Source organism: Rhodoferax sp. GW821-FHT07G04, from assembly GCF_059418585.1.
Map to the genome: position 1 here is coordinate 1,360,541 of NZ_JBWKQD010000001.1, position 19,264 is coordinate 1,379,804.

16 protein-coding genes are annotated in these 19,264 nt (G+C 64.1%); all 16 read right to left on the reverse strand.

Translation table 11 applies throughout. The annotated features are described in order from the left end of the window. Window positions 1–16: 16 nt before the first annotated feature. Entirely contained in the window at window positions 17–814 is a 798-nt protein-coding gene (locus AC07OO_RS06245; RefSeq protein ID WP_495081182.1) for a cell division protein FtsQ/DivIB, read from the reverse strand. Further along, window positions 811–1,764 (reverse strand): D-alanine--D-alanine ligase, encoded by a 954-nt coding sequence (locus tag AC07OO_RS06250; protein WP_495081183.1) that lies wholly within the window; start codon window positions 1,762–1,764, stop codon window positions 811–813. The genes AC07OO_RS06245 and AC07OO_RS06250 overlap by 4 nt, the downstream gene beginning before the upstream one ends. Further along, window positions 1,761–3,194 (reverse strand): UDP-N-acetylmuramate--L-alanine ligase, encoded by a 1,434-nt coding sequence (murC, locus tag AC07OO_RS06255; RefSeq protein WP_495081184.1) that lies wholly within the window; start codon window positions 3,192–3,194, stop codon window positions 1,761–1,763. The genes AC07OO_RS06250 and murC overlap by 4 nt, the downstream gene beginning before the upstream one ends. Next, window positions 3,191–4,261: an undecaprenyldiphospho-muramoylpentapeptide beta-N-acetylglucosaminyltransferase gene (murG, locus tag AC07OO_RS06260; protein ID WP_495081185.1), complete on the reverse strand. Its 1,071-nt coding sequence runs from the start codon at window positions 4,259–4,261 to the stop codon at window positions 3,191–3,193. The genes murC and murG overlap by 4 nt, the downstream gene beginning before the upstream one ends. After that, window positions 4,258–5,514: a putative lipid II flippase FtsW gene (gene ftsW / locus AC07OO_RS06265; RefSeq protein ID WP_495081186.1), complete on the reverse strand. Its 1,257-nt coding sequence runs from the start codon at window positions 5,512–5,514 to the stop codon at window positions 4,258–4,260. The genes murG and ftsW overlap by 4 nt, the downstream gene beginning before the upstream one ends. Then, a complete protein-coding gene (gene murD, locus AC07OO_RS06270) occupies window positions 5,511–7,526 on the reverse strand; it encodes a UDP-N-acetylmuramoyl-L-alanine--D-glutamate ligase (RefSeq protein ID WP_495081187.1) in 2,016 nt (671 codons plus the stop codon). Before murD ends, ftsW begins: the two co-directional genes overlap by 4 nt. Then, entirely contained in the window at window positions 7,523–8,701 is a 1,179-nt protein-coding gene (gene mraY, locus AC07OO_RS06275) for a phospho-N-acetylmuramoyl-pentapeptide-transferase (RefSeq protein ID WP_495081188.1), read from the reverse strand. The genes murD and mraY overlap by 4 nt, the downstream gene beginning before the upstream one ends. Window positions 8,702–8,722: 21 nt before the next feature. Continuing rightward, a complete protein-coding gene (locus AC07OO_RS06280) occupies window positions 8,723–10,147 on the reverse strand; it encodes a UDP-N-acetylmuramoyl-tripeptide--D-alanyl-D-alanine ligase (protein WP_495081784.1) in 1,425 nt (474 codons plus the stop codon). Between the two features lie 5 nt (window positions 10,148–10,152). Continuing rightward, window positions 10,153–11,688, reverse strand: a complete 1,536-nt coding sequence (locus AC07OO_RS06285; protein ID WP_495081189.1) for a UDP-N-acetylmuramoyl-L-alanyl-D-glutamate--2,6-diaminopimelate ligase — start codon at window positions 11,686–11,688, stop codon at window positions 10,153–10,155. Further along, window positions 11,688–13,433, reverse strand: coding sequence for a peptidoglycan D,D-transpeptidase FtsI family protein (locus AC07OO_RS06290; protein ID WP_495081190.1), 1,746 nt, complete (start codon window positions 13,431–13,433; stop codon window positions 11,688–11,690). The genes AC07OO_RS06285 and AC07OO_RS06290 overlap by 1 nt, the downstream gene beginning before the upstream one ends. Then, the gene (gene ftsL, locus AC07OO_RS06295; protein WP_495081191.1) at window positions 13,430–13,762 is read right to left on the reverse strand and encodes a cell division protein FtsL; all 333 of its coding nucleotides are present in this window, start codon (window positions 13,760–13,762) and stop codon (window positions 13,430–13,432) included. The genes AC07OO_RS06290 and ftsL overlap by 4 nt, the downstream gene beginning before the upstream one ends. After that, window positions 13,759–14,694: a 16S rRNA (cytosine(1402)-N(4))-methyltransferase RsmH gene (gene rsmH / locus AC07OO_RS06300; RefSeq protein ID WP_495081192.1), complete on the reverse strand. Its 936-nt coding sequence runs from the start codon at window positions 14,692–14,694 to the stop codon at window positions 13,759–13,761. Before rsmH ends, ftsL begins: the two co-directional genes overlap by 4 nt. Before the next feature lie 9 nt (window positions 14,695–14,703). Next, window positions 14,704–15,132, reverse strand: a complete 429-nt coding sequence (gene mraZ / locus AC07OO_RS06305) for a division/cell wall cluster transcriptional repressor MraZ (protein WP_495081785.1) — start codon at window positions 15,130–15,132, stop codon at window positions 14,704–14,706. A 287-nt stretch (window positions 15,133–15,419) separates the two neighbouring features. Next, window positions 15,420–16,745, reverse strand: coding sequence for an ATP-dependent protease ATPase subunit HslU (hslU, locus tag AC07OO_RS06310; RefSeq protein WP_495081193.1), 1,326 nt, complete (start codon window positions 16,743–16,745; stop codon window positions 15,420–15,422). A gap of 45 nt (window positions 16,746–16,790) precedes the next feature. Further along, window positions 16,791–17,348: an ATP-dependent protease subunit HslV gene (gene hslV / locus AC07OO_RS06315; RefSeq protein ID WP_495081194.1), complete on the reverse strand. Its 558-nt coding sequence runs from the start codon at window positions 17,346–17,348 to the stop codon at window positions 16,791–16,793. 33 nt (window positions 17,349–17,381) lie between these two features. Then, window positions 17,382–19,229 carry an STAS domain-containing protein gene (locus AC07OO_RS06320; protein WP_495081195.1) on the reverse strand — a complete coding sequence of 616 codons (1,848 nt, stop codon included), beginning with the start codon at window positions 19,227–19,229 and terminating at the stop codon, window positions 17,382–17,384. Window positions 19,230–19,264 lie beyond the last annotated feature (35 nt).

Genomic DNA, 19,264 nt, shown 5'->3' on the forward strand with positions numbered 1-19,264 from the left:
TTTCGCTGCTTGCTTGCTATTTTTTCTTGGGAGTCACCACTGCCGTCGCAGGGGTCGTACTGACACCACGCAAACGGATCGCATACCCGTTGTCATGCCGTAAATCCGCCGACTCCACCGCATTGGCATGCCGCCCGTACCGCGACGTGACCTGGGTCAGCGTCTGCAGGAAGCGGCGCACCCGGGCTGTCACGTCGGCCGCGCCACCGCGCCCCAATTCGATGCTGGCGCCGGTGTCCAACTGCACGCGCCAACTGCCGCCGCTGGACAGTTCCAACTCATCCACCGGCATGTCCATATGGGCAAACAAGGGCTCGATGGCGCGGTACATGGCCAGCACCTCGGTGCCCTGGCCTTGCGGCCCGTTGAGGCGGGGCAGCGTGTCCTGCTCGACCTCGCCCACATTGGCCTCGAACACCTCGCCAAAATTGTTGATCAGGCGTGGCTCGCCCTCGCTGCCCCAATAGGCCACCGCCTGGTGCTCCTGCAAGACAACATGCAGGTGGTTGGGGAACTCGCGGCGCACCATGGCCTGGCGCACCCAGGGCACGGCCTCGAACGCCGCGCGCACGCGCGACAGGTCCACGCTGAAGAAGGTGCCCGATATGCGCGGCGCCACATTGGCCCGCAACGTGACGGCGTTGTTGTGGCTGACATCGCCGGTCACCACAATGCCCTTGATGTCGAAGAGCGACAGGCGCGCCGCCCACCGTGCGGTAGCCAGCCCAACCAGGACGAGCGCCACCACGAACAAGACCGCAGCGGTCAGGTTCATCAGCCTCACGTCCAAGGGGGTGGCCACCGTCGGATTCATCCGTGCACCTCCGTATCCAGCGCGGCGGTTGCCAGCAGTTGCACGCACAGGTCCTCATACGAAATGCCTGCGGCCTGCGCCGACTTGGGCACCAGCGAATGGCCCGTCATGCCGGGCGAAGTGTTGACCTCCAGCAGATAGGGCTTGCGGGTCTTGCCGTCTATCATCACGTCCACCCGGCCCCAGCCACGGCAGTCCAGCACGCGGTAGGCCTTGAGCACCAGGGCCTGGATGGCCTCTTCTTCACCCGGCGGCAGACCGCAAGGCACCAAGTACTGCGTGGTGTCGGTGAAGTACTTGTTCTGGTAGTCGTAATTGCCTTCCGGCGCCACGATGCGGATGACCGGCAACGCGCGCGCCGCGTCGCCCGTGCCGAGCACCGGGCAGGTCACTTCGTCCCCCTCGATGCATTCCTCGCACAGGATGTCGGCATCGAGCTTGCCTGCGGCCTCGACGGCATCGGTCATACCGGAATAGCCCATCACCTTGGTCACGCCAATGGAAGAGCCTTCGCGTGCCGGCTTGACGATGACAGGCAGGCCCAAGGTATCTGGCACCTCGACCACCTGGCGGCGCTCGAACGCGCCCCGGCGCAGCAACTGGTAGCGCGGTGTGGGTATGCCCTCGGCCAGCCAGATGCGCTTGGTCATGACCTTGTCCATCGCAATGCTGGAAGCCATGACACCGGAGCCGGTGTAGGGAATGCCCAGCAACTCCAACGCGCCCTGAACCGAGCCATCTTCACCGTGGCGGCCATGCAGTGCGATGAAGCAGCGCGCAAAACCTTCGCGCTTGAGGTCTGACATGTCGCGCTCGGACGGGTCAAAGGCGTGGGCATCCACACCCTTGGACTGCAAGGCCTTGAGCACGCCACTGCCCGACATCAAGGACACCTCCCGCTCGGCAGACGAGCCGCCCATCAGCACTGCCACTTTACCGAATTGGCTCATAGCCCTCGTCCCTCCTGCACAGTTTGCTCTCCTATTTGTAGCAAATCAACCACCTTGCCAGGCACTGCACCGATGGAGCCCGCACCCATGCACAGGATCACGTCGCCGGCCTGCGCGTTGTCTACGATCGCCTGCGGCATGGCCGCGATGTCGTCGACGAAGATGGGCTCCACCTTGCCGGCGATGCGCACCGCGCGGGCCAGGGCGCGGCCGTCGGCCGCAACGATAGGTGCCTCGCCGGCGGCGTAGACCTCGCCCAGCAGCACGGAATCCGCCTGGCCCATGACCTTGACGAAATCTTCAAAACAATCCCGCGTGCGGGTGAAGCGGTGCGGCTGGAAGGCCAGCACCAGACGTCGGCCCGGAAACGCACCGCGCGCCGCGGCCAGCGTGGCCGCCATTTCCACCGGGTGGTGGCCGTAGTCGTCGATAACGGTGGCAACGCCACCACCGGCCAGTGGCAGATCGCCATAGCGCTGGAAGCGCCGGCCCACGCCTTTGAACTCCGCCAAGGCCTTTTGCACGGCCGCATCGGGGATGCCCAGCTCCACGGCCACGGCAATGGCCGATAGCGCGTTCAGCACGTTGTGCATGCCGGCCAGGTTGAGCACCACGTCCAGGTCGGGCAGCACCACGCCATTGCGGCGCTGCACCGTGAAGTGCATCTGGCCACCGACGGCCCGCACGTTGAGGGCCCGCACCTGGGCGTTCTCGTTGAACCCGTAGCTGGTGACCGGGCAGGTGACCTGTTCCACGATCTCCTGCACCGCGACGTCGTCCGTGCACAAAATGGCCACGCCGTAGAACGGCATGCGGTGCAGGAAGTCGACAAAGGCCTTCTTCAGGCGGCCGAAGTCCTGGCCGTAGGTCTCCATGTGGTCGGCGTCGATATTGGTCACCACGGCCATCACCGGCAGCAGGTTCAGGAAGGACGCATCGGATTCGTCCGCCTCGACAACGATGTAGTCGCCTTGCCCCAGGCGCGCATTGGCACCGGCGCTGTTGAGGCGCCCGCCGATAACGAAAGTGGGGTCCAGTCCGGCCTCGGCCAGCACGCTGGCCACCAGGCTCGTGGTGGTGGTCTTGCCGTGCGTGCCGGCAATGGCAATGCCTTGCTTCAGGCGCATCAACTCGGCCAGCATCAGCGCGCGCGGCACGATGGGTATCTTCAGCTCGCGCGCCCGCAGCACCTCGGGGTTGTCGCTTTGCACGGCGGTGGAGGTGACCACGGCATCGGCCCCGGTCACGTTCTCAGGTGCATGGCCCACAAAGGTCTTGATGCCCAGGCCGGCCAGGCGCTTGAGAGTGGCGCTGTCGCTGAGGTCGGAGCCTGAAATGATGTAGCCCAGGTTGCACAGCACTTCGGCAATGCCCGACATGCCGGAGCCGCCCACGCCGATGAAATGGATATGTTTGATCGCGTGCTTCATGCGCACAACTCCTCACAGGCGGCCACCACGGCATCCGTGGCGCCAAGCCTTTGCATCTTTTTGGCCGCTAGCCCTCGTTGCAGCAACGTGGCGCGCTCAGTTTTTTGTAGCATATCGGCCAACACCCGGGGTGTCAGCTCGCTCTGCGGCACCAGCCAACCACCGCCCTGGTCCACCAGGAAACGGGCGTTGTGGGTCTGGTGGTCGTCCACCGCCGAGGGGAAGGGCACGAACAAGGCCGGCGCGCCCACGGCAGCGATCTCAGTCACGGTGCTGGCGCCGGCACGGCAGACCACCAAGTCCGCATCGGCAAAGGCCTGGGCCGTGTTGTCGATGAAGGGCGTCAACTCGGCCTGCACACCGGCTGCGGTGTAGTTGTCGCGCAACTCAGCGATCTGTTTCTCGCCGCTCTGGTGGGTCACGATGGGGCGCTCGGCTTCGGGGATCAGGGCCAACGCCTGCGGCACCACGGTGTTCAGTGCGCGGGCACCCAGGCTGCCGCCGACCACCAGCACGCGCAGCGGGCCGCTACGGCCGGCAAAGCGCTGCTCGGGTGCGGGCTGGGTCAGGAATTCGGCCCGCAGCGGGTTACCCACCCACTGCCCCTTGGACAAAACTTGCGGGAAGGCGCTGAAGACACGGCGCGCCACCACGGCCAGCGCCTTGTTGGCCATGCCGGCAATCGAGTTCTGCTCGTGCAGCACCAGCGGCTTGCCCATCAGCGCGCCCATGATGCCGCCAGGCATCGTGATATAGCCGCCCAAGCCCACGAGCACATTGGGTTGGACGCGGCGCAGCACCTGGGCGCTTTGCCACAGCGCGCGCGCCATCCGCAATGGCAGCGTGAGCAGGGTGCGCAGGCCCTTGCCGCGCACGCCCGAGAAATTGACCGTTTCCAGCTCAAAGCCCTTGGCCGGCACCAGGCGGCTCTCCATGCTGTCGGGCGCGCCCAACCAGTGCACGCGCCAACCGCGTTCGCGCAACGCATGTGCCACGGCCAGGCCGGGGAAGATATGGCCACCGGTTCCGCCCGCCATGATCAGTGCGCACTTTTGGTTTGAACTCATACACGGCCTCCGTGCATGAGTTGTCTGTTTTCAAAGTCAATGCGCAGCACGACCGCAATCGCCACCATATTGATCAAGATCGCCGACCCGCCGTAGCTCATCAGCGGCAGCGTCAATCCCTTGGTCGGCAACGCCCCCAGGTTCACGCCCATGTTGATGAAAGACTGAAAGCCCATCCAGATACCCACGCCCTGCGCCACCAGCCCCGCGAACACGCGGTCCAGCGCGATGGCTTGGCGGCCGATGTGCATGATGCGGCGGGTCAGCCACAGGAACAGGGCGATGACGACGATGACGCCGGCCAGGCCAAATTCCTCGCCGATGACTGCCAGCAAGAAGTCGGTATGGGCCTCGGGCAGCCAGTGCAGCTTTTCCACACTGCCGCCCAGGCCCACGCCAAAAATCTCGCCCCGCCCGATGGCGATCAGCGAGTGGGACAACTGGTAGCCCTTGCCCAGCGTCAACTTTTCGTCCCAAGGATTCAGGTAGGCAAAAATACGCTCACGCCGCCATTCGGACAAGGCAATCATCAGGCTGAATGCCACCACCAGCACGGTGGCAATCAGGAAGAACATGCGGGCATTCACGCCCCCCAGGAACAGAATGCCCATGGCAATGACCGCGATCACCATGAAGGCGCCCATGTCCGGCTCGGCCAGCAGCAGCAGGCCCACGATGGCAACGGCCGCACCCATGGGCAGCACGGCGCGGAAAAAACGTTCCTTCACGTCCATCTTGCGCACCATGTAGTCGGCCGCATACAGCAGCACCGCAAACTTGGCCAGCTCGGATGGCTGGAAGCTCAACGGCCCCATGGAGATCCAACGCCGTGCCCCATAGACCACCTTGCCCAGGCCCGGTATCAGCACCGCAATCAGCAGCACCAGGGAGGCAACAAACAGCCAGGGGGCATACTTCTCCCAAACCGATACCGGCACCTGGAAGGCGATCAGCGCGGCCACAAAGGCCATGGCCACCCACATGGCGTGGCGCACCAGGAAGTAGGTGTGCGTGTACTTGGCGAACTTGGGGTTGTCCGGCATCGCAATGGACGCGGAGTACACCATCACCAAGCCCCACAGCAGCAAGGCCACGACCACCCAGGCCAAGGGCTGGTCAAAGCCGCGCACCTGCGGCACGGACGTAGTCGCCGCAAACGAGCCCCGTCCGCCCAGGCGCACCGGCAGCGCCCGTGTGGCCGGCGCCATGCGGGCCGAGAACCACTTGGACAGGGACTGCACGGCTATGCTCATGCAAGACTCTCCAGATCCACCCCGGCGGCCAACGCCAGATCCCGCACCGCATCCACGAACACGCGGGCACGGTGCTCGTAGTTGTCGAACATGTCGAAGCTGGCGCAGGCCGGCGACATCAGCACGGCATCACCCGCATGGGCACGCTGGTTGGCCGCGACCACGGCCGCGGCCATGGATTCGGCATCCACTAGCGGGACATCGGTGTGGCCTTCTATCGCCTGGCGAATCAGCGGCGCGTCGCGGCCGATCAACACCACGGCGCGGGCATAGCGGGCAATCGGTGCGGCCAGCGGCGCAAAGTCCTGGCCCTTGCCCTCGCCGCCCAGTATCAACACGATCTTGCGGTCCGCGCCCAGGCCTTGCAGCGCAGCGACCGTAGCGCCGACATTGGTGCCTTTGCTGTCATCGAAGAATTCGACATCGTTCAAGATGCCAACCGGCTCCACGCGGTGGGGCTCGCCGCGGTATTCGCGCAGGCCGAACAGGATGGGTGCCAGCGAGCAACCGGCCGCTGCACACAGGGCCAGCGCCGCCAGGGCATTGCTGGCGTTGTGGCGCCCGCGTATGCGCAGCGCGTCGGCCGGCATCAGGCGCTGGAAGTGCAGCTCTTCTACCGCTTCCTTGCGTTTGCGGCGGGTCTCGTCAGCCTCCAGCGCGCGCACCAGCCAGACCATGCCATTGAGTTCTTCGATGCCGAAGTCACCCGGGCGTTGCGGCATATCGGTGCCGAAGGTGGTGTGGGTACGCTCCACCGGCTTTTGCAACTTGGCACGCACCGGTTGGGGCAGCATGGCCATCACGGCGGCATCGTCGCGGTTCAGCACCAACAGGCCCGTGGCACCAAAGATGCGTGCCTTGGCGCCGGCATAGGCCGCCATGCTGCCGTGCCAGTCCAGGTGGTCCTGCGTCACATTGAGCACGACGGCGGCCGTAGGCTCGAAACCGGTCACGCCATCGAGCTGGAAGCTGGAGAGCTCCAGCACCCAGACCTGGGGCAGGGTGTCCGCATCCAGATGGGCGCTCAGCGTATCCAGCAGCGTAGGGCCGATATTGCCAGCCACGGCCACGGTCTTGCCAGCATGGGCGATCAGTTGGCCGGTCAACGAGGTCACCGTGGTCTTGCCATTGGTGCCGGTGATAGCCAGCACCGCTGGAACATACCCACGGTGGGTACGTAAAGCTTGCAGCGCCATGGCATATAAATCCAACTCGCCCCCAGCCCTCGTATTGCTTGCTTGTGCAGCTACCAAAACAGGAGCAACTACTTCGGGGCTCAACCCAGGCGAACGGTAGACGGCATGTAGGTCTTGCCCCTCCACCAGGGCCGCGTCGAAAGCGCCCGCCACAAAGCGCACCTGCGGCAGCTCTTGGCGCAGCGTGGCCAATTGCGGTGGTGCCTCACGCGTGTCAGCCACGGTGACGTTGGCCGCACCGGTACGCACGCACCAGCGCGCCATGGCCAGACCCGAAGCACCCAGGCCCAGGATGAGGATGTTCTGGCCCGACAGGGGCTCGAACGGTGTGTCGGCGGCAGGAGCCACCGCTTCGGGCTCGGCCGTCTTCTCCATCACGCGCTCGGCCGTGGGCATGCCCCGCGCGGGGGTGGATTGCTCAGCCTTGGTCTCGGCAAAGATTTCGGCGACAAAGGCCGCCGCATCGCGCGCGGCCGTCAGCGTGGTGGGCAGGCCGCGGTGGGTGGATTCGGCCGGGGCCGGCGCGGGAGTGGCGGAAGGCTCGGGCTGCGCTTGGGCGGACGTGGCATCTTCGGATGCATCTTCCGGCGCACCATCTGACGCACCAGCGAGATCCTCTGCGGCCACGGCCTCCTGCACGTCCATCATGGGCTCAGCGGCAGGCGCAGGTGCCGCGGCTTGCACCGGCTGCTCCGTGGGCTCGGGCTGCAGGAACTCGGGGGCTTGCTCTACGACCACTGGCACGCGCGACTCCCCCACGCCTTCGGGCAGAGGCGTGTCGTCAGGGTGGTTAGCCAGCGGATCGTTGGGATTCATCGCAATTTCAGGGTGGACAGCCCCACCAGGCACAACAACATGGTCACAATCCAGAAACGCACGACTACCTGCGTCTCCTTCCAACCATTTTTCTCAAAGTGGTGGTGCAGCGGCGCCATCTTCAGCAGGCGCCGGCCTTCGCCAAATTTCTTCTTCGTGTATTTGAAGTAGGTCACCTGCAGCATCACCGACAGGGCCTCGACGACAAAGATGCCACCCATGATGGCCAGCACGATTTCCTGGCGCACGATGACGGCGATGGTGCCCAGCGAAGCCCCCAGCGCCAGTGCCCCCACATCACCCATGAAGACCTGCGCCGGGTGGGTGTTGAACCACAGAAACGCCAGACCGGCACCGGCCATTGCGGCGCAGAAGACCAGCAACTCACCCGAGCCCGGAATATGGGGAAAGAACAGGTACTTGGAATACACCGAGCTGCCGGTCACGTAGGCAAACACGCCCAGCGCCGAGCCAACCATGACCACCGGCATGATGGCCAGGCCATCGAGCCCATCAGTCAGGTTGACGGCATTGCTGGAGCCCACGATGACCAGGTAGGTCAGGATCACAAAGCCCAGCACGCCCAGCGGGTAGCTGACCTCTTTGATGAAGGGCAGCAGCAGGCCGGCCTTGGGCGGCAGGTTGACGTCAAAGCCCGAAGCCACCCAGTTCAGGAACAACTCCAGTACCCGCAGGTTGGAGTTTTCAGAAATGCTGAACACCAGGTACAGCGCGGCCAAGAGGCCGATGACCGATTGCCAGAAATACTTCTCACCCGAGCGCATGCCTTCGGGGTCTTTGCGCACCACCTTGCGCCAATCGTCGGCCCAGCCGATGGCGCCAAAGCCCAGCGTGACCAGCAGCACGATCCACACAAAGCGGTTGCTCAGGTCCACCCACAACAGCGTGGAGATGGCAATGGCCAACAGGATCAGCGCCCCGCCCATGGTGGGTGTGCCGCTCTTGCTCAGGTGGGTTTCCATGCCATAGCCGCGGATGGGTTGGCCGATCTTGAGCTCGCGCAAACGTCCAATCACATAGGGGCCGGCGGCCAGACCGATCAGCAGGGCCGTCATGGCGGCCATCACCGCCCGGAAGGTCAGGTACTGGAACACCCGGAAATAGCCAAAATCCGGCGACAGGGTTTGCAGCCATTGGGCCAGACTCAGCAACATGGCAACACTCCGAAGGAAAGATCAGGCAGCATGCGGTGCCTCCTGAGAAGAAGGGGGCTCGGTAGCCGCAGCCTGCAAGGCCTGCACCACACGCTCCATGCGCATGAAGCGCGAGCCCTTGACCAGCACACTGCTGATGCCGGGCAGGATTGCTTGGGCGCGGACCAGTAGCGCCTCCACGGTGTCAAAGTGCTGTGCGCCGGTGCCGAATGCATTGACCGCGGCCTGCGCCAGTTCACCCAACGCCAATACCTGTTCTATACCCTTGGCCTTGGCGTGGTGTCCGGCCTCGGCATGGAACTGCGGGCCTTGGTGGCCGACCTCGCCCATATCGCCCAGCACCAGCAGGCGCGGGCCGGGCAGATCGGCCAGCACGTCGATGGCGGCGCGCACGGAGTCGGGGTTGGCGTTGTAGGTGTCGTCCACCAGCGTGATCGCGCCGCCCTGCACCGACAGCAGCAACGCCTTGGACCGCCCTTTGACGGGCTCGAAAGCCTGCAGGCCCTGTACCACCGCTTCGGGCGAGACGCCGGCCGCCAGCGCGGCCGTCGCAGCCGCCAGAGAATTCTTGACGTTGTGCCGCCCGGCAATGGCCAGGCGGTAGCGCAGTTCGCAGCCCATGCCCTGGGCATGGACCTGCCAAGCCCCGGCCACCCACTGTGCCTGCACGCAGGCCATGGCATCGGTCCCGGATGCCGCGTCCAGCGCAAAGGTGGCGGCGCGCCGTGCGCCCGCAAGCTTTTGCCAGACCGCGGTGTAGTCGTCATCGCGCGGGAACACGGCCACACCCTGTGGACCCAGGGCGCACAGCACATTGCCGTTTTCCTCGGCCACGGCCTGCACGGTGTGCATGAATTCCAGGTGTTCGCGCTGGGCGTTGTTGACCAAGGCTACCGTGGGCTGCACCATGGCCGCCAGGGCCGCAATCTCGCCGGGGTGGTTCATGCCCAGCTCCACGACGGCGATCTGGTGCGTCGCGCGCAGGCGCAGCAGCGTCATGGGCACACCGATGTCGTTGTTCAGGTTGCCGCGGGTCGCCAGCGCGCCCTCATTAGGACGGAAGGCGTTCAGGATGGACGCCAGCATCTGGGTCACCGTGGTCTTGCCGTTGCTGCCTGTGACCGCAATCACAGGCAGCGTGAACTGCGCACGCCAGGCCTGGGCCAGAGCACCCATTGCCAACCGTGTGTCGGGCACTTCCACGCAGGCCATATCGGTGATGCCACTGCGGTCTGCGCCGGGGTGGCACAGTGCGGCCACGGCGCCATGCTGCTGGGCTTCGGCCAGCATGGCGTTGGCATCAAAGCGTTCGCCCTTCAGCGCGACGAACAGGTCCCCCGGCTCCAGCGTGCGGGTGTCGGTGTGCACGCGTTGCACCCAGCGCGCACCGTCGCCCAGCAGGCGCGCGTCTGCCAGCCATGGGGTGAGTTGGTCCACGCGCAGCATCCCGCTCATGCTTGTGCCTCCGATGCAGCCTGTGTTGCGCGCTTGCGCAACGCTTGCTGGGCATGGGCGTGGTCCGAAAACGGGTGTTTGACACCTGCGATCTCTTGTGTGTCCTCATGGCCCTTGCCGGCTAGCAGAACCACGTCATTGGGTGCCGCTCGCGCCACCGCATCGGCAATGGCCAGGGCGCGGTCCAGTTGTACGTCCACCGAGGGGTTGGGCGACAGGCCCAGCAGGATGTGCGCGATGATGGACTCGGGCTTTTCGGTGCGGGGGTTGTCACTGGTCACCACCACCTGGTCCGCCTTTTGCGCGGCGATGGCACCCATCAGCGGGCGCTTGCTCGTATCGCGGTCGCCACCGCAACCGAATACGCACCATAGCCGACCACCGCGCTGGGTCGCCAGCGGCCGCAGCGCAGCCAGGGCCTGGCCCAGCGCATCAGGCGTGTGGGCATAGTCCACGGCCACCAGGGGCTCACCGGCCTCGCCTAGGCATTCCATGCGGCCTGGCACCGGGTGCAGCGCGCTACAAGCTTGCACCGCCGCGGCCAGCGGCACACCCAGAGCCCGCATGGCGGCGATGACGCCCAGCAGGTTGGACACGTTGTAGGTGCCGATGGTGCGGGTTTGCAGCAACTGGCTGGCCGCGCCCTCCACGACCTCAAAGCACAGGCCTTGCGTGTTGTAGGCAATGGCGCGTGCCTGCAAGCGGGCTTGGCGCTGGCAGGACACCGTCCACACGTCTATGCTGGTCGTCTTCAACGAGTCCGCCAGGGCCACGCCCTGTGCATCATCCACATTGACAACGGCACTAGCCAGCCCCGGCCATGCAAACAGCCGGCGCTTGGCCTGCCAGTAGGCCTCCATGCTGCCGTGGTAGTCCAGGTGGTCCTGCGTGAAGTTGGTGAACAGCGCCACATCGATGTGGGTGCCGGCCAGGCGGTGTTCTTCGATGCCAATCGACGAGGCCTCCATGGCGCAGGCCTTCAGGCCCTCATCCACAAATTGGCGTAGCGTGCGTTGGAGCAGCACGGGGTCGGGCGTCGTCAGCCCGGTGGAGGTTACGGAGGATGCATACCCAGCGGCGCTACCGGCAGCGGGCGGGCGGCCCACACCCAGCGTACCCACCATGCCGCAGGGCAGCGCCTGCGCATCCGGCAGAGCAGATAGAGCCTGGGCCAACCACCAGGCGGTGGAGGTCTTGCCATTGGTGCCCGTGACGGCTGCAACTTTCAGCGCACGGGACGGGTGGTCAAAGAACTCCGCGGCGATGGCACCGGTATCGGCCTTCAGACCCTCGTAGCTGGCCACCTGGTCACCCTGCAGGGCCCAGGTAGCACTGCCTTCGCGCTCCACCAGGCAGGCGCTCGCGCCCTGCTGCAAGGCGGCGGGCACAAACCGGCGCGCATCCACCGCCGCGCCAGGCCAGGCGATGAAACCATCGCCAGCAGCCAGCTTGCGGCTGTCCGACTGCAACGTGCCGCTGACCCGTTGGCGCAGCCACTGGGCCGCTTGGGCGGGGGTGTGGAGTTCTTGCATCAGAAGCTCTCCTCCGCCGCCTGCGCAACAATTTGCGGCTTCACCGCAATGTCCGGCTGCACGCCCATGATGCGCAGCGTTTGCTGCACCGTCTCGGCAAAGACCGGCGCAGCGACATCGCCACCGAAATACTTGCCATTGGTCGGCTCATCAATCATCACCGCCACCACGATGCGCGGGTTGTCGATGGGCGCCATGCCGACGAACCAGCCGCGGTACTTGCGGTTCTTGTCCGTGCCGTAGCCCTTGCCGATTTGCTTGTAGGCCGTGCCCGACTTGCCGCCGACGGAGTAGCCAATGGTCTGCGCCTTCTGGCCCGTGCCGCCAGGGCCGGCCGCCATTTGCAGCATCTTGCGGATCTGGCCCGCTGTGCGGGCCGACAACACCTGCACGCCGGGCGCGGTGTCGGCATTTTTGGTCAACGTGACCGGGATGATCTGGCCATCGCGTGCAAACACGGTGTAGGAACGCGCCATCTGAAACAGCGAGGCCGACAGGCCATAGCCATAGGACATGGTGGCCTGCTCGATCGGCCGCCAGGTCTTGTAGGGGCGCAGCTTGCCGGACACGGCACCAGGGAAGCTGACTTGCGGCTTTTGGCCAAAGCCAGCCTGGGTGAACAGCTCCCACATTTCATGGGGCTGCATCTGCATCGCGATCTTGGTCGTGCCCACGTTGCTGGACTTCTGGATCACGCCCTCCACGGTCAACACGCCGTTGGGGTGCGAATCCGAGATCGTGGAACCGGTGATGGTGATGCGTCCGGGCGTCGTGTCGATGATGGTCTGCGGCGTGACGCGACCGGTCTCCAGCCCCAGGCCCACTGTGAAGGGCTTCATCACCGAGCCCGGCTCGAAGGTGTCGGTGAGCGCACGGTTGCGCAGCTGCTCGCCGGTCAAGTTGCGGCGCTTGTCCGGTGCGTAGCTGGGGTAGTTGGTCAGGGCCAGCACTTCGCCGGTGTTGGCATCGAGGACCACGACGCTGCCGGCCTTGGCCTTGTTCTCCAGCACGGCATCACGCAGCTTTTGGTAGGCGAAGAATTGGACCTTGCTGTCGATGCTGAGCTGCAGGTCCTTGCCATCCACGGGCGGGATCTGGTTGCCCACATCTTCAACCACCTGGCCCAGGCGGTCCTTGATGACGCGCCGCGAGCCATTGCGGCCGGCCAGCTCCTGGTTGAAGGTCAGCTCCACGCCCTCCTGGCCCTTGTCTTCGACATTGGTGAAGCCCACCACGTGCACGGCTGACTCACCCTCGGGATATTGGCGCTTGTATTCCTTGCGCTGGTAGATGCCCTTGATGTTGAGTTCGGCCACCTGCTTGGCAACAGCCTCGTCGACCTGGCGTTTGACCCACACAAAGGTCTTGTCGTCGTCATCGAATTTCTTGGACAGCTCGGCCACGGGCATGTCCAAGAGCTTGGCCAGCTTTTGCAGCCGGGGCTTGTCAATGTCCACGTCTTCGGGGATGGCCCAAATGCTGGGCGACGGCACACTGGAGGCCAGGATCAGCCCGTTGCGGTCCAGGATGCGGCCGCGGTTGGCCGGCAGGTCCAGTGTGCGGCCAAAGCGCACCTCGCCCTGGTGCTGGAAGAAGTCATTGGCCACAACCTGGATGTAGGCCGCGCGGGCAGCCAGCCCGCAGAAGGCCAGCGCAATAGCGCCCACGACCAGCTTGCTGCGCCAGACCGGTGTGCGGCTGGCCAACAAGGGGCTGGACGTGTATTGCACCCCGCGGCGTGTCATGGAGCCACCCCACTGGCGGTTGGCACAGACCGGGTAGGCGCCGTGGGGTCGACAGCGGCCACGGTCTCGGAATAACTGACGTAGGTGGTGATGCCGGGTTTGGCCTGGCTCATCTGCAGTTTTTCGCGTGCAATGCGCTCCACACGGGCCGGCGTGGTCTGGGCCCGCTTCTCCACCTGCAGGCGCTCGTTCTCCAACTCCAGGCGGTGCGCCTCGGTCTTGGCCTTGTCCAGTTCGGTGAACAGGCGGCGCGAGTCGTACTGCACGCTGACCAAGTAAATGGCGCTGACCAAAACAGCCAGTAGCAACACCAGGTTGAGCCGAATCACGCTGCGGTCCTCTGCGCCACGCGCATGATGGCGCTGCGTGCGCGCGGATTGGCACTGACCTCGGCTTCGGTGGGCTTGATGCGGTCCAGGGCCTTGAGCTTCATGACCTTGGGCGCCGCAAAGGGTGTGCGCCGGTCGTAGCTGTCACGGGAGTGCTTGGCGATGAATTGCTTGACGATGCGGTCTTCCAGGGAGTGGAAGCTGATGACCGCCATGCGCCCGCCCGGCTGCAGCACATGCAGGCAGGCTTCTAGCGCTTGTTGCAACTCCTCAAGCTCGGCGTTGATGAAAATCCGAAAAGCCTGAAATGTGCGCGTTGCAGGGTTCTGGCCCGGCTCGCGGGTTTTGACCGTGTCAGCCACGAGTTGGGCCAGCTCGGTGGTGGTTGAAATTGGGCCCCGTTCCTGTCGGCGAGCAACAATCGCCTTTGCAATGGGGCCAGCAAACCGTTCTTCACCATATTCACGTATCACCTCCGCGATTTGATTGGTTTCAGCCGTCTCCAGCCATTGCGCCACACTCTCACCACGCGTGGTATCCATGCGCATGTCCAGCGGTCCGTCAAAGCGGAAGCTGAACCCGCGAACCGGGTTGTCGATCTGGGGTGAGCTCACGCCCAGATCCATCAAAATGCCGCTCACACTGGCGCTGGGCAGTTCTGCCACATGCGAGAAGGCCTCGTGCCGGATGGAGAAGCGCTCGTCCGCAATGGCATGGGCCTGGGCCACCGCTTCGGGGTCTCGGTCAAACGCAATCAGGCGCCCCACGGAGGAGAGGCGCGACAGAATCAAACGGGAGTGGCCGCCGCGCCCGAAGGTGGCGTCCACATAGGTGCCGTCAGCCTCGGTGGCCGATGGGTCCGCGACATTGTTGAATAAGGCATCCACAGCTTCGTTCAACAATACGGTGGCATGGTTCCATGGAGTTTCCACCGTCCAGCCTTAGAAGGAAAAGTCCTTGAAGACATCGGGCATGGCCGCTTGCATGGCCTTGGCTTCCTGGGCGTCGTAGGTGGCCTTGTCCCACAGTTCAAAGTGGGTGCCCATGCCCAGCAGCACGGTGTCCTTGGCAATGCCTGCGGCCTCGCGCAACTCGGGTGACACCAGTACGCGGCCCGTGCCATCCATTTCCACATCCATGGCATTGCCCAGGAAGATGCGCTTCCACCACTGGGCGTCCATGGGCAGGGCCGCAATGCGGGCCGCGAATTTTTCCCACTCGGGGCGGGGAAACACCATCAGGCAGCCGTGGGGATGCTTGGTGATGGTCAGTTGGCCGGCTGCCGTCGCGCTCAGGACGTCACGGTGCCGGGTTGGCACGGAGAGCCTACCCTTTGCATCCAGACTGAGAGACGAAGCCCCTTGAAACACCAAAAACCACCTTTTCCTGCACGGACAGGCAAAAAGCTCCGTTTAAAGACACTTTTCACCACTTATTTGCACTTTTTTGCACTGTATCAGCAAAAGTGAAGACCGCAAGAGGGCAAACGAGAATTTTTTCCAATGAAATCAAGGACTTAGAAGCGATTTTGAAGCAAAATTTGCGACAAAACCTGTTCTAAATTAAGGACTTAGCGCAGGCACTGAAAGTAACGCTTGAGAAGCAACGCCAGAAAATAGCTGTCAGTGGGGCTGCAGACCGACAGCAGCCCAAGGTGTCACAAGATGTAACGCGATAGGTCTTCGTCTTGGCTGAGCTCGCCCAAGCGGGTATTCACGTAGTCAGCATCGATACGCACGGTCTGGCCCACCAACTGGGTGGCGTCAAAACTCACGTCGTCGAGCAGACGCTCCATCACCGTGGCCAGGCGACGTGCACCGATGTTCTCGGTGCGTTCATTGACCTCGAAGGCGATTTGCGCGAGCCGCGTGATGCCATCCGCCGTGAAATCCAGCGCCACCTGTTCGGTCGCCAACAGGGCCTGGTACTGCTTGACCAAAGAGGCATGGGTCTGCAGCAGGATGGCCTCGAAATCTTGCACCGACAGCGACTGTAGTTCTACGCGGATGGGGAAGCGCCCCTGCAATTCGGGAATCAGGTCACTGGGCTTGCTCAGGTGGAACGCGCCCGAGGCGACGAACAGGATGTGGTCGGTCTTGACGACGCCGTACTTGGTGGACACCGATGTGCCCTCCACCAGTGGCAGCAAATCGCGTTGCACGCCCTGGCGCGAGACTTCGGCGCCACTACCCTCACTGCGCGACGTGACCTTGTCGATCTCGTCGATGAAGACGATGCCGTTTTGCTCCAGCATGTGGATGGCCTGGGCCTTGATTTCATCCTCATTGACCAGCTTGGCGGCCTCTTCGTCGACCAATAGCTTTTGGGCCTCACGGATGGTGAGCTTGCGTTTCTGACGCTTGGCCTGGCCCATCTGGCCAAACATGCCGCGCAATTGTTCGGTCATTTCTTCCATGCCCGGCGGCCCCATGACTTCCAGCTGAGGGGCAGGCTGGGCCACGTCAATCTCGATTTCGCGGTCGGCCAATTGGCCCTCACGCAGCTTCTTGCGGAAGGTCTGGCGCGCGGCGCTGGGCTGTTGCTCTTCGGTGCTGGCGAAGCCGAAATCACTGCGCGCCGGGGGAATCAGGATGTCCAGGATACGGTCTTCCGCCGCGTCTTCTGCGCGGGCGCGCACCTTGCGTTTCTCAGCCTCGCGGGTCTGTTTGACGGCAATGTCGGCCAGGTCACGGATGATGGAGTCCACGTCCTTCCCCACATAGCCCACCTCGGTGAATTTGGTGGCCTCGACCTTGATGAAGGGCGCATCCGCCAGGCGCGCCAAACGGCGGGCAATCTCGGTCTTGCCCACGCCGGTGGGGCCAATCATCAAAATGTTCTTGGGGGTGATCTCGCCACGCAATTCACCGGCCACCTGCTGGCGGCGCCAACGGTTGCGCAAAGCGATGGCCACAGCACGCTTGGCCTGCGATTGGCCGACGATGTGTTTGTCGAGCTCGGCGACGATATCCTGGGGCGTCATAGTCTGTTCAAGAGGAAAAGCGCCGCTTCACACGCGGCTTGGGTGTTAGCCGGCTTCGCCGAGGGTCTCGATGGTGTGGTGCATATTGGTGTAAATGCACAGCTCACCAGCAATCTCCAAAGAGCGCTTGACGATGTCGGGTGCCGACAGTTCGGTGTGCTTCAGCAGCGCAACCGCTGCCGCTTGCGCGTAGGCGCCACCCGAGCCTATCGTGACGATGCCGTTCTCGGGCTCCAGCACATCGCCATTGCCGGTGATGATCAGGGATGCATCCTTGTCGGCCACAGCCAGCATGGCCTCCAGGCGGCGCAGCACGCGGTCGGTTCGCCAGTCCTTGGTCAGTTCGATCGCAGCCCGCACCAGGTGACCCTGGTGCTTTTCCAGCTTGGCTTCGAAGCGCTCGAACAAGGTGAAGGCGTCGGCCGTGGCACCAGCAAAGCCGGCCAGCACCTTGCCGTGGTAGAGCTTGCGGACCTTGCGCGCAGACCCCTTGACGACGATATTGCCCAGTGTGACCTGGCCGTCACCGCCTATGGCCACACTGTAGCCGTCGGCCGTCTTGCGCCGCACGCTGATGATGGTCGTGCCGTGAAAGGCTTCCATGGATGGCAAACCTAAAAAAGAAAAGAGGAAAAATCAGATCGGACGTGGCAGCACGCGCGCGTGCTCGTTGATGCCGATCACATTGAAGAAGGCGGCCACCAGGCGGTGCACGTCGCGGAATTGGACATGGCAGCCTTCGGCCTCGCGCATGGCCACCCAGTTGAGGATGCTGCCGGCGGCGGAAAAGTCCACGCGCACCAGGCCCTTGCACGACACCACAATGCCGTCGCCACGGTGCTCCGCGGCCTCGAAACCATCAAAGGCATGGGTAGCATCGCCCAACACACTACCCGTCAACTCCAGATTGACCGCCTGCGAGCCATCGAGCCCAATGGGCGCCGTCGGTGCCTGGGCGAAGCCCGAATTCCAGGTGCTGGGCTGGGTGGATGGGGCGCCTGCAGAGGCAGCCGCCGCTGCCGCAGCGGCCTCTTCCTCGGCTTCGATGTTGACGTATTCGCAACGGGCCTCCTGCCAGGGCGGCGGCGACACTTCGTAGGTCACGCAATAGTCCAGTGCGGCCAGTTCGAAATCGTCGTGCAATTGCAGGGTTCTGAGCGCATTGAGCCGCATCGCCCACCAATCGGGGCTGACGGTTTGATCGCCCGAGGGCATCATGGTGCGCAGCGTATCCACCAGTTGTTGCGAACCGCTGAAGCGCAGGGCGACTGGCTCGTCACACAAGCTGCCGAATAATCCGGCCATCAACGGCATGGCATCGGCGGTGATATGCACTAGGCGGGACCAATCCAGGTGCCAGGGCGTGGGATTGGAGGCCATGGCATCGCGCAACTCCTCCAGGGCCGCGGCATCCAGGTCGCCCGGGCTGCTCCAGATCGCACCAATCGAGTAGTCGCGGCTGGCACGCTGCGGGGTGGGCTCCTGCGGCACCGGCGCCACGCTCACGGCGGGCGCGGGGGCTTCGCCTATGGTGCTCCATTGCGGGGTCACGGTCTCAAAGCGGTACGCGAACTCGGCTACGGCCTGGTCAAACCGCGCGCGGTCTTGCGTGGCACGGTACAGGTCCAACAAGGCGGCCACCCAGGACTGGGCGACCTCGGGCATCAGGGCGTCACCGCGCAAGGCCGTCAACAGGCCGCTCTCGGCGCCTTCGTCGTCGCCATTGGCAAAACGGATGGCGGCCTCTTCCAGCTCGGGGTCGGTGGCCATGTCTTCCACGTCGATGGCGAACAGCTTGGACGTCGAAAAACCATGCTCCGCTCCGTCGTAGCTTTGTGCCAGCGTCCCCAGAATCGGTATTTGTCCCACGCCAGGCCGGGGCTTGGCCGCAGCAGGCGAACGTTGCGGCAGGGGCTCCATGCCGTCGCCCATTTCGGTGGCTTTGAAGTCGGCGGCAGCGGCGGCCGCGTCAGCGGTGTTCAAGTCCGACGAGGTGGTCGAATCGAACTGCTCCGAGATGGATTTCGCCGACACTTTGGGCATCGCGTCGACCGGTGCTGGTTCCGTGGGCTCGGATGACTCGGGCTTGGCCACCGGAAAGCCCGCGCCTTGGGCGTTGGCCGCATCCTGCTTGCCCTTCCACCATTGCTTGGACATCTGGGCTTCGATCTCATCGATTTTCTTCAATGTGACCGCACGCCCGTCGGGGTCGGTTGCCATGCTGGACTGAAAGACCGACGGCCGGCCCATGCCTGCAACAGCCGACACACCGCGGCTGCGCAGCTTGCGCAACTGGTCGAACTCGCGTTTGCGGATGAAGTCGTTCTGGCGCTTGCGCTCAATCATCTGCTTGAGCACTTGCTTGTCGAAACTGCTGTCCTGGTCCGGTTGCGGGCGCTCCAACTCCGACCAGTCCTTGGTCGGATTGCGGACGAACATTGCCATCTTGGACAACAATCCGGGGCGATCGCTTTTGGTGGCCATGTGCTCAGTTTACCGAACGAAGCGTGTCATCGCAG